13 protein-coding genes are annotated in these 13,001 nt (G+C 69.7%); 8 read left to right on the top strand and 5 right to left on the bottom strand.

What is annotated here, in order from left to right:
• The first annotated feature begins 42 nt into the window (after positions 1 to 42).
• From VC184_RS02180 to VC184_RS02155, 6 genes are all read left to right on the top strand, one after another.
• Positions 43 to 954 (top strand): PRD domain-containing protein, encoded by a 912-nt coding sequence (locus VC184_RS02180; RefSeq protein WP_112616217.1) that lies wholly within the window; start codon positions 43 to 45, stop codon positions 952 to 954.
• 187 nt (positions 955 to 1,141) lie between these two features.
• Positions 1,142 to 3,001, top strand: a complete 1,860-nt coding sequence (locus VC184_RS02175; protein WP_323987174.1) for a beta-glucoside-specific PTS transporter subunit IIABC — start codon at positions 1,142 to 1,144, stop codon at positions 2,999 to 3,001.
• 129 nt (positions 3,002 to 3,130) lie between these two features.
• Positions 3,131 to 4,546: a glycoside hydrolase family 1 protein gene (locus VC184_RS02170; protein WP_274178272.1), complete on the top strand. Its 1,416-nt coding sequence runs from the start codon at positions 3,131 to 3,133 to the stop codon at positions 4,544 to 4,546.
• An 84-nt stretch (positions 4,547 to 4,630) separates the two neighbouring features.
• Positions 4,631 to 5,506, top strand: a complete 876-nt coding sequence (locus tag VC184_RS02165; protein ID WP_323987173.1) for an HAD family hydrolase — start codon at positions 4,631 to 4,633, stop codon at positions 5,504 to 5,506.
• A 23-nt stretch (positions 5,507 to 5,529) separates the two neighbouring features.
• Positions 5,530 to 6,399, top strand: coding sequence for a Cof-type HAD-IIB family hydrolase (locus VC184_RS02160; RefSeq protein ID WP_323987172.1), 870 nt, complete (start codon positions 5,530 to 5,532; stop codon positions 6,397 to 6,399).
• Positions 6,399 to 6,878: a GNAT family N-acetyltransferase gene (locus VC184_RS02155; RefSeq protein ID WP_112616205.1), complete on the top strand. Its 480-nt coding sequence runs from the start codon at positions 6,399 to 6,401 to the stop codon at positions 6,876 to 6,878. Before VC184_RS02160 ends, VC184_RS02155 begins: the two co-directional genes overlap by 1 nt.
• Before the next feature lie 10 nt (positions 6,879 to 6,888).
• Here the strand turns inward: VC184_RS02155 and VC184_RS02150 are convergent, their stop codons facing one another.
• The 3 genes from VC184_RS02150 to VC184_RS02140 are packed head-to-tail and all read right to left on the bottom strand — an operon-like array spanning position 6,889 to position 9,295.
• The gene (locus tag VC184_RS02150) at positions 6,889 to 7,731 is read right to left on the bottom strand and encodes an SDR family oxidoreductase (protein ID WP_269267089.1); all 843 of its coding nucleotides are present in this window, start codon (positions 7,729 to 7,731) and stop codon (positions 6,889 to 6,891) included.
• Positions 7,728 to 8,537 carry an enoyl-CoA hydratase/isomerase family protein gene (locus tag VC184_RS02145; RefSeq protein WP_323987171.1) on the bottom strand — a complete coding sequence of 270 codons (810 nt, stop codon included), beginning with the start codon at positions 8,535 to 8,537 and terminating at the stop codon, positions 7,728 to 7,730. Before VC184_RS02145 ends, VC184_RS02150 begins: the two co-directional genes overlap by 4 nt.
• Entirely contained in the window at positions 8,534 to 9,295 is a 762-nt protein-coding gene (locus tag VC184_RS02140; RefSeq protein WP_323987170.1) for an SDR family NAD(P)-dependent oxidoreductase, read from the bottom strand. The genes VC184_RS02145 and VC184_RS02140 overlap by 4 nt, the downstream gene beginning before the upstream one ends.
• Positions 9,296 to 9,403: 108 nt before the next feature.
• Here VC184_RS02140 and VC184_RS02135 point away from each other — a divergent pair, with 108 nt between their 5' ends.
• Positions 9,404 to 10,141: an aminoglycoside 3'-phosphotransferase gene (locus VC184_RS02135; RefSeq protein ID WP_323987169.1), complete on the top strand. Its 738-nt coding sequence runs from the start codon at positions 9,404 to 9,406 to the stop codon at positions 10,139 to 10,141.
• On the top strand, positions 10,126 to 10,635 hold the full coding sequence (locus VC184_RS02130) for a GNAT family N-acetyltransferase (RefSeq protein WP_240309802.1): 510 nt from the start codon (positions 10,126 to 10,128) through the stop codon (positions 10,633 to 10,635). Before VC184_RS02135 ends, VC184_RS02130 begins: the two co-directional genes overlap by 16 nt.
• 2 nt (positions 10,636 to 10,637) lie before the next feature.
• Here the strand turns inward: VC184_RS02130 and glpK are convergent, their stop codons facing one another.
• Both glpK and VC184_RS02120 read right to left on the bottom strand, forming a co-directional pair.
• The gene (gene glpK, locus VC184_RS02125) at positions 10,638 to 12,152 is read right to left on the bottom strand and encodes a glycerol kinase GlpK (protein ID WP_274178265.1); all 1,515 of its coding nucleotides are present in this window, start codon (positions 12,150 to 12,152) and stop codon (positions 10,638 to 10,640) included.
• A gap of 48 nt (positions 12,153 to 12,200) precedes the next feature.
• Positions 12,201 to 12,953 (bottom strand): MIP/aquaporin family protein, encoded by a 753-nt coding sequence (locus VC184_RS02120; protein ID WP_274178264.1) that lies wholly within the window; start codon positions 12,951 to 12,953, stop codon positions 12,201 to 12,203.
• Positions 12,954 to 13,001: the final 48 nt, after the last annotated feature.

Genomic DNA, 13,001 nt, shown 5'->3' with positions numbered 1-13,001 from the left:
GCGCCCGGCGGCCCCCGCCCTGCTCCACCCTAGACTGCAGCCATGAACCTCGACGACGTCGCTCCGCCCCCGCGGGGCACCGTCGTGCACAAGGTGCTGAACAACAACGTCGTCATCACTCTCGACGAGCATGGCCGCGAACGCGTGCTCATGGGACGCGGGCTCGGGTTCCAGCTGAAGCCGTCCGACACCCTCGACCCCGACAAGGTCGAGAAGACCTTCATCCTCGATGCGGGGGATGCCGGCGACCGCGAACGCCAGCTGCTCACCGACGTGCCCTACCCGGTGGTGGAAGCCGTCACTCGCGCCGTCGACGAGGCCGAGCGCCGTCTCGGCCACCACCTCGACCGGTTCTTCACGATGGCCGTCATCGACCACATCCAGTTCGTGCTCGAGCGGCTCGACAACGGCATCCGGATCCCCGCGACCAACATGCCCGAACTGCGCGTGCTGCATCCCCACGAGTTCTCCGCGGCGCAGCGCATGGCCACCGCGATCTCCGAGTCCCTCGATCGCGAGCTGCCCGCCGAAGAGGCGGTGTTCCTCACGATGCACCTGCTCAACGCGACCCGCGACGAGCCCAACGGCACGGCGGCGCTCCTCTTCCGCCGCCTGCAGCACGTCGTCATGACGGTCGAGAACGGCCTCGGCGTCAAGCTCGACACCGACAGCCCCGATTACGCCCGATTCATCCTGCACATCCAGTTCCTGCTGCAGCGCCTCGTCTCGAAGACGATGCTGCGCAGCGCCGACACCTCGTTCTTCGAGTTCGCCAAGCACAGCTACCCGCGCTCCTACGCGATCGCGGAGGAGGTGAAGGCCTACGTCCGTGCGGCGACGGAGTCGGAGCTGACCGACGAGGAGCTCCTGTACGTCATCGTGCACGTCGAGCGCCTGGCGACGCAGGTCGGTGCGAACGAAGCTGGCCAGAACCCCGGTCCCGTGCTACCGTGACCCTCGCAGGGCGTCGCTGCCCTGCGGAAGTCTCCGGATTGTTACCGCGGCAGCGGGCAAAACCTGAACTCACATCGTCTTGATCGGCGGTGAACGAGTTCAGGTTTTTTTGTTGCCCGGAAACAGGGATGCGGCGGCTTCCTCCACCCGAGTGCCGCGATGCTGCGGCAGAAAGCGAGCAGTCCCGATGGATTACTCGAAGACCGCGGCCGGCGTCCTGGAGGGCGTCGGCGGCGAGGAGAACGTGACCTCCCTCGTCCACTGCGCGACGCGTCTGCGTTTCGTGCTGAAGGACGAGTCCAAGGCGAACACCGCCGCCGTCAAGGCCGTGCCCGGTGTCGTCACCGTCGCCCAGGCCGGCGGCCAGTACCAGGTCGTCATCGGCAACGACGTCCCCGACGTGTTCGCCGAGATCGGCAAGATCTCGAAGTTCGGCGCCGGCTCCGACGCTGCGGCATCCGAGGGCCCGAAGGGCAACCTCTTCAACCGCTTCATCTCGATGATCTCGGCGATCTTCACGCCGCTGCTGTGGGCTCTCGCGGGCACCGGTCTGCTCAAGGCCTTCCTCGCAGCCGCGGTCACCTTCGGCTGGATCGGCACCGACAACTCGACCTACGCGGTGCTGAACGCCCTATCGGACGGTCTCATCAACTTCCTGCCGATGGCGCTCGCGTTCACCGCGGCGCGCTACTTCAAGGCCAACGAGTTCACCGCGTTCGCGATCGCGGCCGCGCTGCTCTACCCGACCATCACCCCGCTCGTCGGGGTCGAGGGGCTGACGTTCTTCGGCATCCCCTTCACGATGGTCACCTACGTCTCGAGCGTCATCCCGATCATCGTGATCGTGTGGCTGCAGAGCCACGCCGAGAAGTTCCTCTACGCGAAGCTCCCGGGCGCGGTGCGGCGCTTCGTCACCCCGATGATCGTCGTGCTCATCGCCGTCCCGATCGTCTTCGTCGTCATCGGCCCGATCTCCGCGATCCTCAGCGGCGCGCTCGGCAACGGCATCGGCTGGGTCTTCGAGAACGCCCCGTGGGCCGGCGGCGCCATCATGGGCGGCTTCTGGCAGGTCTTCGTCATCTTCGGTCTGCACTGGGGCCTCGTGCCGCTGTTCACGCTGGAGTACCAGACCACCGGTCAGATCCTGCTCATCGGCCCCGTGTTCGCAGCCGTCCTCGCGCAGGCTGCCGCCGTCGCCGGTGTCTGGGTGCGCGCCCGCAACAAGAACCTCAAGTCGCTCGCGGCTCCCGCGACGCTGTCGGGCTTCCTCGCCGGCATCACCGAGCCCGCCATCTACGGCATCAACCTGCCGCTCAAGCGCCCCTTCGCCTTCGGCATCGTCGGCGGTGTGGTCGGCGGCGCGATCATCGCGATGGGCGGCGTCTTCTCGACCGCCTTCGTCGTCCCCTCCGGCCTGGCGCTTCCGGCCCTGTTCGGCAACGGGAACATGGTCATGCTCATCATCGGCCTCGCCGCCGCGATCGCCATCCCGTTCCTGCTGACCGCGATCGTCGGATTCAAGGAGCCCGAAGAGGATGCCGCACCGGCGGCCACCCCGGCGGCATCCGGCAACGACGTCGTCGTTCTCAGCCCGGTCGACGGCACGGTCGTGCCGCTCAGCGAGACCCCCGACGCGGCCTTCGCCGAGGGCAGCCTCGGCGACGGTGTCGCGATCAAGCCGCGTTCCGGCGCCGTGTACGCCCCGTTCGACGCGACCGTCGCAGCTGCGTTCCCGACCGGACACGCGATCGGCCTGCGCCACGCCGACGGCGCCGAGGTGCTCATCCACATCGGCATCGACACGGTCAAGCTCGCCGGCGCTCACTTCGACGTCAAGGTCACCACCGGCCAGGAGGTCAAGGCCGGCGACCTGCTCGTCGAGTTCGACGGCGACGCGATCGAGCGGGCGGGCTACGACCTGACGACGCCCGTCATCGTCACCAACGGCGAGCTGTACCCCGCTCTGACCGACCAGGCGTCCGGCCCGATCGCGCACGGCGAGCCGCTGTTCACGGCGGTCTCGGTCGAGTCCGCGCTGGCGAGCTGACCGACGCACCCGAACGGAGGGGGCGGGCAACCCGAACCCCGCCCCCTCCCCCACCCGTCCCGCCAACCGCGGGACCAGCGATACACAGTCCCGTCACCATCGGGACCAGCGATACGAAACGAGAGAGTCATGAGCACCATCACCTTCCCCGACGGATTCCTCTGGGGCGGCGCGACCGCCGCGAACCAGCTCGAGGGCGCCTACGACGAAGGCGGCAAGGGCCTCTCGGTGCAGGACGTCATGCCCCGCGGCATCGTCGGCGCCCGCACCGACGCACCGACCCCCGACAACCTCAAGCTCGTCGGCATCGACTTCTACCACCGCTACGCCGAAGACATCGCCCTGTTCGCCAAGATGGGCTTCAAGACCTTCCGCTTCTCCATCGCGTGGAGCCGCATCTTCCCGAAGGGCGACGAGACCGAGCCGAACGAAGAGGGCCTCGCCTTCTACGACCGCGTGCTCGACGAGCTCGAGAAGCACGGCATCGAGCCGCTCGTCACGATCTCGCACTACGAGACGCCGCTCCACCTCGCCGAGACCTACGACGGATGGACCGACCGCCGGCTCATCGGCTTCTACGAGAACTACGCGCGCACCCTCTTCGAGCGCTACGGCGCACGGGTGAAGTACTGGCTGACCTTCAACGAGATCAACTCGCTCCTGCACGCCCCCTTCATGTCGGGGGGCATCAACACCCCGAAGGACGAGCTGACGGAGCAGCAGCTGTACCAGGCGATGCACCACGAGCTCGTGGCATCCGCCCGCGCGACGCGCATCGCGCGCGAGGTCGCCCCGAACGCGCAGATCGGCTGCATGGTGCTGTCGATGCCCGTGTACCCGCTCTCGCCCTCTCCCGCCGACGCACTCGAGGTCATGTCGTTCGATCACTCGAACCTCGTCTACGGCGACGTGCACACCCGCGGCGCCTACCCCGGGTACTTCCTGCGCACGCTCGCCGAGAAGGGCATCGAGCTCGACATCACCGACGAGGACCGCGACGACCTCACCAACACGGTCGACTTCGTGTCGTTCAGCTACTACATGTCGGTCGCCGCGACCGCCGACCCGGCGAAGAAGGTCACCGGCGAGGGCAACATCATGGGCGGCGTGCCGAACCCGACCCTCGAGGCGAGCGAGTGGGGCTGGCAGATCGATCCCGTCGGCCTGCGACTGGTGCTCAACCAGTTCTGGGATCGCTGGCAGAAGCCGCTGTTCATCGTCGAGAACGGCCTGGGCGCGAAGGACCAGCTCGTCGAGGTCGACGGCGTCAAGACGGTCGTCGACGACTACCGCATCGCCTACCTCAACGACCACCTCGTGCAGGTCGGCGAGGCGATCGCCGACGGCGTCGAGGTGCTCGGCTACACCTCGTGGGGCTGCATCGACCTCGTCAGCGCCTCGACCGCTCAGCTGAGCAAGCGGTACGGCTTCATCTACGTCGACCGCAACGACGACGGCTCGGGCACGCTCGAGCGCTTCGAGAAGAAGTCGTTCGGCTGGTACGCCGAAGTCATCCGCACCAACGGCGCCTCGCTGACCCGCTGAGACGCTGACCCGACCGGGCGCGGTCGCGGGGCCCTCCTTCTGGCCCGCGGCCGCGCCCTTCTCCGCATCCGAGAGGGGATCCGCATGACCTCGTCCGACTTCCGCCGCCGCGCCGTCTTCCTCGACGTCGACGGCACGCTTTTGCAGGACGGCACCCATCTGCCCGAATCCGCCGTCGCCGCCGTCCGCCGTGCCCGCGAGAACGGTCACCTCGTGCTGCTGAGCACCGGACGCGGCATGGCCGAGCTCCGCGGCCGCATCCTCGACATCGGCTTCGACGGTGCCGTCACCAACGGCGGCGCGTTCGCCGGGGTCGGCGACGAGCTGATCGTCTCGCGACTCATGACCGCCGCCGAGGTCGCGCGCCTGAGCGCCGCGTTCGAGGCCCGCGGCATCCACTGGTACTACCAGTCGTTCGACCGCATGTTCGCGAGCCCGGGACTGCCGGCTCTGCTCGCGGACCGTCTCGAGCGCGACCGCGCCCGCCACATCGAGGACGCGCGGGCCGCCGGGGCCGACCCGGAGGAGCTCGAGTTCTTCAGCGTCGGGATGAAGACCTTCGACGACGAGGTCCACTTCTCGGATGCCGAGGTCGCCAAGGCCGTCATCCTCGGGCACGACGCGGACGCGGTCGCCGACCTGCTCGAGCAGCTCGCCCCCGACTTCGCCGTCGTCTCGGGCACGATCCCCCTGCCCGAGGGCAGCTCGGGCGAAGTGGCGCCGCGCGGCGTGAACAAGGGCGCCGCGATCCTCGAGGTGCTCGCCCACCTGGGCGTCGACCCCGCCGACGCCATCGGCATCGGCGACAACTGGAACGACGCCGAGATGTTCGAGGTCTGCGGCACCGCGATCGCGATGGGCAACGCCGCGCCCGAGGTGCAGGCCCTCGCCGACGAGGTCACGACCGCGATCGACGACGACGGCATCCACAACGCCTTCGTCCGCCACGGCCTGCTGTGAGCCACCCGCATTACGCTGGAGGGGTGACGTCGAATTCTCGCATCATCTTCCTCGACGTCGACGGCACCATCCTCGCGCACGGCGAGACGATCGCCCCCTCGACGATCGCAGCGGTTCGCGCCGCCCGCGAACGGGGGCATCTCGTCTACCTGTGCACGGGACGCGCCGCCGGCGACATCAACCCCCGCGTGCTCGACATCGGCTTCGACGGCGCCATCTCCAACGGCGGGGCCCTCGCGGTCTCCGGCGACGAGACGGTGCTCGCCGAGCTGATGCCCCGCGCCGCCGTCGAGCGGGTCATGGCCTACTTCGACGAGCAGGGCACGAGGTACTTCATCCAGTCGCACGACGGGGTGTACGCGAGCGAGGGCGTGCGGTCCTTCATCGCCGAGTTCATCAGCGAACGCCGACGCCGCCACGCCGAGGACCTCTCGACCGTCGCCCTCGCAGAGGACGTCGTGGCAGCGCCACGCTTCGCTCCCGTCGAAGAGGCCGATCTCGACCACATCGCGAAGGCGGTGTTCGTCAGTTCCGATCCCGACGCCGTCGAGAAGACCCAGCGCGCGCTCGGCGAGGAGTTCCACGTCATCCCGGGCAGCATGCCCCTGCCCACCGGGGCGAACGGCGAGGTCGGGATGCGCGGCACGAACAAGGGAACCGGCATCCAGGCGATGCTGACGCACCTCGGCCGTGACGCCGCCGACGCCGTCGGAATCGGTGACAGCTGGAACGACGTCGAGATGTTCGAGGTCTGCGGCACCGCCATCGCGATGGCCGAGGCCGACCCCCAGCTGCAGCGCATCGCCGGCGAGGTCACCACCGGTGTCCTCGACGACGGCATCTGGAACGCCTTCGTCCGCCACAGCATCATCGACCCCGAGACGGCCGTCTGATGTCCCGCGAGGCCGGCGACCGCGACATCCGCCCCATCGACCCCGCTGACGCCGGCGAGGTGCTGACCCTGCAGCGCGCGGCATTCGTGTCCGAGGCCCTCATCTACGACGCCGCCGACATGCCGCCCCTCACGCAGACCCTCGATGAGCTCCGTGCGGAGCTGCAGGAGAACCTCGGCTGCGTCGCCGTCGACGACGGTCGCATCGTCGGAGCGGCGCGCGCCCGCCTCGACGGCGAGCTGCTGCTGATCGGCCGCATCGCGATCGCCCCCGACCAGCAGGGGTCCGGACTCGGCACGGCACTGCTCGCCGCTGTCGAGGCCCGCGGACGGGAGGCCGGAGCGCGCGAGGCCGAGCTGTTCACCGGCTCGCTCAGCGAGGCCAACCTGCGCCTCTACGAGCGCGAAGGCTACAGCGAGTCCGAGCGCGTGCCGCAGGGCGACGGCACCTTCCAGATCTTCCTGCGCAAGCCTCTCTGATCCCGACCCGTCAGTCGAGGAAGACGTCGGGGAACAGCTCGGCGTCGGGCGTTCCCGGGACGGCGGCGTAGCTCGAGAAGTCGGTCACGCCGGCGGCTTCGAGCACATCCTCGACGATGAGGGTCTGCCCCGTGTACTCGCGTGAGGGCTGGACGAGCACGTGGTAGGCGGCATCCGCGTAGATCTCCGGAGTGCGGCTCGCGGCCATCATGCGGTCGCCGCCGAGGGAGTACTTCACCGCCGCCGTCGCGATCGTCGTCCGCGGCCACAGGGTGTTGGCGGCGATGCCGTCGCCGGCGAACTCCGCGGCGACGCCGAGGGTCGCCATCGTCATGCCGTACTTCGCGAGGGTGTAGCCGGTGTGCGCGCCGAGCCACTTCGGCGAGAGGTTGAGCGGGGGCGACAGCGAGAGGATGTGCGGGTTCTCGGCCTCTCGCAGGATCGGGATGGCGGCCCGCGAGAGCAGGAACGTGCCGCGCACGTTGACCCCCTGCATGAGGTCGAAACGCTTCGTGGCGAGCTCCAGCGTGCCCGAGAGATCGATCGCCGATGCGTTGTTGACGACGATATCGATCCCGCCGAACTCGCCCTGCGTCTTCAGCACCGCCTCGGTGATCGAGTCCTCGTCGCGGACGTCGCCGACGATCGGCAGGGCCTGGCCGCCGGCCGCGACGATCTCGGCGGCGGCAGTGTGGACGGTGCCCTCGAGCTTCGGATGCGGCTGGTCGGTCTTGGCGAGCAAGGCGATGTTCGCACCGTCGCGCGCAGCGCGCAGCGCGATGGCCAGACCGATGCCGCGGCTCCCGCCCGACATCAGCAGCGTCTTGCCCGCCAGGGGCTTCGGGTCGGTCATGACTTCTCCTCGGGTCGGGTCCGGCGGGCGGATGCTGCGGCGAACGCGTCGATGCGGACACGCGCCTCGTCGCTGTCGAAACGCGCGCCGATCGTCCGCGCCTCGTCGTCGAGGTTCTGCGCGAAGGTGCGCCCGGCGCCCTCGCGCACGAGGCGCTTGGCCTGACCGAACGCGGTCGTCGCGCCGTGCAGCCACGATTCGGCGAGCGCCTGCGCGCGGGCGGCCGGGTCGTCGATGACCTCGGCGATCAGGCCCCAGTCGCGTGCGGTCGCGGCGTCGAGCGCCGTGTCGTCGAGCAGCAGCTGCAGCGCCCGGCGCTGGCCGATGGCGGCCGGCAGCAGAGTCGACACACCGAGATCGGGAGTGAGCCCGATGTTGGCGTACTTGCTGACGAAGACCGCCGACGGCGACGCGACGATGTAGTCGGCGACGAGCATGATCCCGAGCCCTCCCCCGGCGACCGCGCCCTGGACCGCCGCGACGATCGGCACCGCCGCCTCGGTCAGCGAGGTGATGCCGTCGTGGATGACGCGGGCCGTCTCGGTGACCGCGGTGCCGCCCATGCCCGACGTCGACATCGACACGACGTCGCCGCCCGCGCAGAAGGCACGGCCCGCAGCATCCAGGATCACGGCCCCGATCGACGCGTCGGCCGCGACCTCGGCGGCGACCTCGCGCCAACGGGCGGCCATCTCGGCGTCGACCGCGTTGAGGGATGCCGGACGGTTCAGGGTGATGCGCGCGAGCGCGCCCTCGCGCCGCAGCAGAACGGTGTCGGATGCAGTGTCGGGTGCAGTGTCGGTCATCGTGGTGCCATTCTGATCGCGCCGTCGAGACGGATCGTCTCGCCGTTGAGGTAGTCGTTGTCGACGATGTGGGCGGCGAGCGCGGCGAACTCCTCCGGCGCCCCCAGCCGCTGCGGATACGGCACCTGCTCACCGAGCGAGCGCTGCGCGGCATCCGGCAGCCCGGCCATCATGGGCGTCTGCATGATCCCGGGGGCGATGGTGCAGACGCGGATGCCGTAGCGCGCGAGCTCGCGCGCTATCGGCAGGGTCATCGCGTGCACTCCCCCCTTCGATGCGGCGTAGGCGGGCTGGCCGATCTGGCCGTCGAAGGCGGCGACGGAGGCGGTGTTGACGATCACGCCGCGGGTTCCCGAGTCGGTCGGCTCGGTCCGCGCGATCGCCGCCGACGCCTGAGCGACGACATTGTAGGTGCCGACGAGGTTGGTGCGGATGATCCGCTCGAAGTCCGGGAGCGGCGTGGGCGCGCCCTCGCGGTCGAGCACCTTGGCGGGCGGTGCGATTCCGGCGCAATTGACGACGATCCGCAGCGGCGCGGCACGGCCGGCTGTCTCGACGGCATCGGTGACCTCGTCCGGGTCGGTGACGTCGGCGGGGGCGAACCGCCCGCCGAGCTCGGCGGCGACCTCCCGGCCGGGCGACCCCGGCAGGTCGACGATCGTGACGTGCGCACCGTCAGCGGCGAGGCGCCGCGCCGTGGCCGCGCCCAGTCCGCTGGCGCCGCCCGCGATGAGGGCGGAGACTCCCGCGATCTGCATGTGTTCTCCTTCGAACTCGCCCCTCCACCCTAGAACGCCCGCGGCCGGCTTCCCGCCGGTCGTCGCGCGTGCCGTCGACAGGCTGAGCTGCAGGGGCAGGATGGGGCTGTGACCCTGCTGCCGCCGGATGCGCCGATCCCGCCCGACATCGCCGCACGGCTGCGCCGACTCACCCGCGGCGCGAGCTCGACGCCGCTGTGGCGCAACGCGATCGGTGGCCTCACGTTCCGCACCGACGACGGCCGCGTCGTCAAGATCGGTCCGCGGAATCTCGAGACCTCGATGCACGACGAGTCGGGGCGCCTGCGATGGGCCGCACAATTCACACCGGTGCCCGAGGTCATCGAGACCGGTGAGGACGGCAACATCGAATGGCTCGTGACCCGCGCGCTGCCCGGCCGGTCGGCGGTCGATCCTCGCTGGGTCGCGGATCCCGCCACCGCCGTGCGCGCCGTCGGCGAGGGGCTCCGCGCCCTCCACGACGCCCTGCCCGTCGCCGGCTGCCCGTTCGACTGGGGCGTCGAGCACCGGCTGCGCACCGCAGCGGCCCGCGGCATCGCCGTTCCGACATCCCTCCACGAGGCGCCCGAGCCCGATCTCCTCGTCGTCTGCCACGGCGACGCCTGCTGCCCGAACACCCTCATCGACGACGGCGGACGGTGGCTCGCGCACGTCGACCTCGGCGCGCTCGGCGTCGCCGACCGCTGGGCCGACATCGCCGTCGCCTCGATGAGCACCGAGTGGAACTACGGTCCCGGCTGGGAAGACACGCTCATCGCGGCCTACGGTGTCGCCCCCGACCCCGAGCGACTGGCCTACTATCGGTCGCTGTGGAACGAGACCTGACCTGGCGGATCGTCGACGTCGCCTACGACGATGCCCGCGCCCGCGACCTGCGCCGCCAGCTCGACGACGACCTCGGCGCGCGTTACGACGGCTTCCACGGCGACGAGCCGGACGAGCGACGCCGCGCCCGCGCCCGTGCACTCGCGACGCACCCCGACGAGATCGTCGCGACGCTGATCGCCCTCGCCGCCGAAGCCGGCGCCGACGAGGCCCCCGCGGGGCACGTCATCCTGCGCCGGCTCGGCGACGAGTGGGAGATCAAGCGCCTCATCGTGGCACCGGGCTTCCGAGGGCTCGGCATCGCCCGCGGACTCATGTCGGCCGCGCTCGAGGCCGCCCGCGCGGACGGCGCGGAGCGCGTGATCCTGCAGACCGGACTCCAGCAGCCCGAGTCCATGGCGCTCTACGCGTCGATGGGCTTCAGCCGCATCCCCGTCTACGAGCCCTATGTCGAGACGATGCCGCGCTCGGTCTGCTTCGCCCTCTCCCTCTGACCTCAGCGGACGTCGTCGTCGACCCAGTCCATCGACTTCGTCACGGCCTTCTTCCACAGCCGCAGCTGGCGCTCGCGCTCCTCGACGTCGTCGTTCGGCGTCCAGCGCTTGTCTTCCTGCCAGTTGGCCCGCAGCTCGTCGAGGTCGCTCCAGAAGCCGACCGCGAGGCCGGCTGCGTAGGCGGCACCGAGCGCCGTCGTCTCGGCGACGACCGGCCGCACGACGGGAACGCCCAGGATGTCGGCCTGGAACTGCATCAGCGTGTCGTTGGCGATCATGCCGCCGTCGACCTTCAGCTCGGCCAGGTCGACCCCGGAGTCGGCGTTGACGGCATCCAGCACCTCGCGGGTCTGGAAGGCCGTGGCCTCGAGCGCTGCGCGGGAGAGGTGGCCGCGGTTGGCGTAGCGCGTGAGCCCGACGATCGCGCCGCGGGCATCCGGCCGCCAGTACGGTGCGTACAGACCCGAGAAGGCGGGGACGAAGTACACGCCGCCGTTGTCTTCGACCGACAGCGCGAGCTGCTCGACCTCGGGAGCGGTCGAGATGATCCCGAGCTGGTCGCGCAGCCACTGGATGAGCGACCCGGTGACGGCGATCGAGCCCTCGAGCGCGTAGTGGGTGGGTCCGTCGCCCAGCTTGTAGCCGACTGTCGTGAGCAGGCCGTTCTCGGACTTCACGATCTCGGTGCCGGTCTGGAAGATCAGGAAGTTACCGGTGCCGTAGGTGTTCTTGCTCTCTCCGGCGTCGAAGGCCGCCTGGCCGAAGGTCGCGGCCTGCTGGTCGCCGAGGATGCCGGCCACCGGCGTCTCGCGCAGCAGAGACGTGTCGCGCGCCTCGCCGTAGACCTCGCTGGACGAGCGGATCTCGGGCATCATCGAGCGCGGCACACCGAAGTCGGCCAGGATGTCGTCCCGCCATTCGAGGGTCTCGAGGTCCATGAAGAGCGTGCGCGACGCGTTCGTGACGTCGGTGGCGTGGATGCCGCCCGACGGGCCTCCGGTGAGGTTCCACAGCACCCACGTGTCGGTCGTGCCGAAGATGAGGTCGCCGGCCTCGGCCTTCGCGCGTGCACCCTCGACGTTCTCGAGGATCCAGACGATCTTCGTGCCCGAGAAGTACGTCGCCAGCGGCAGCCCGACGATGTCCTTGTACCGCTCGACGCCCTCGTCGCCCGCCAGACGGTTGACGATCGACTGCGTGCGGGTGTCCTGCCACACGATGGCGTTGTAGACGGGGATGCCGGTGTTCTTGTCCCAGACGACGGCGGTCTCGCGCTGATTGGTGATGCCGATCGCGGCGATGTCGTGACGGGTCAGGTTCGCCCGGCCGAGCGCGATGCCGATGACCTCGCGCATGTTGTCGCGGATCTCGATCGGGTCGTGCTCGACCCAGCCAGCCCGGGGCATGATCTGCTCATGCTCCTTCTGCCCGACGGAGATGATCGACCCCTTCTTGTCGAAGATGATGGCGCGGCTCGAGGTCGTGCCCTGGTCGAGGGCGATGATGTAGTCGGTCATGATGTGACGTCCTTGTCTGTCAGCGTTGTCGGTTCGGGGGTGGACGGATCAGGCGAAGCCGAGCAGGGCGCCGGCAGCGAGTGCCGCGAGCGTACCGCCGATGAGGGGTCCCACGACGGGAACCCACGCGTACGACCAGTCGCTCGAGCCCTTGCCCTTGATGGGGAGCACGGCGTGAGCGATGCGGGGTCCGAGGTCGCGGGCCGGGTTGATCGCGTAGCCCGTCGGTCCGCCGAGCGAGGCGCCGATGCCGACCACGAGGAGGGCGACCGGGACGGCGGTCAGGGGTCCGAGCGAGCCCGGGGTGCCGATCTCGATGTCGCCGTAGTCGGCGAAGCCGAAGATCACGAACACGAGCACGAAGGTCGCGATGATCTCGGTCACGAGGTTCCAGCCGTAGGCGCGGATGCCGGGGCCGGTCGAGAACACCCCGAGCTTGTTGGCCGGGTCGGGCTCGGCGTCGAAGTGGTCGTGGTAGGCCAGCCAGCAGAGCACGGCGCCGAGGAAGGCGCCGACGAACTGGGCGGCGATCGCGACGAGGAACTGGACGAACTCGATCTTCCCGCCCACCAGGAGCCCGATCGACACGGCGGGGTTCAGCTGCGCGCCGGAGTACGACGACACGAGCACACCGGCGAAGACCGCGAGGCCCCAGCCCCAGTTGATCATCAGCGTCCCGCCGCCGAGACCCTTCGACTTGGCGAGGATGACGTTGGCGACCACGCCACCGCCGAGCAAGAGCAGCATCGCTGTTCCCACGAGCTCTGACACGAAGTAGAGCCCGAGATTGATGTCGTGCATGTCAGCGTCGACCTTTCTGCAGAATCATCGCGGGCGACGTCGCCGCGC

The sequence above is a fragment of the Microbacterium plantarum genome (genome assembly GCF_035231185.1).
Classification (GTDB): Bacteria; Actinomycetota; Actinomycetes; order Actinomycetales; family Microbacteriaceae; genus Microbacterium; species Microbacterium plantarum.
Note: the sequence above shows the minus strand (reverse complement) of the source record. Positions and strands in the feature narration are given on the sequence as shown.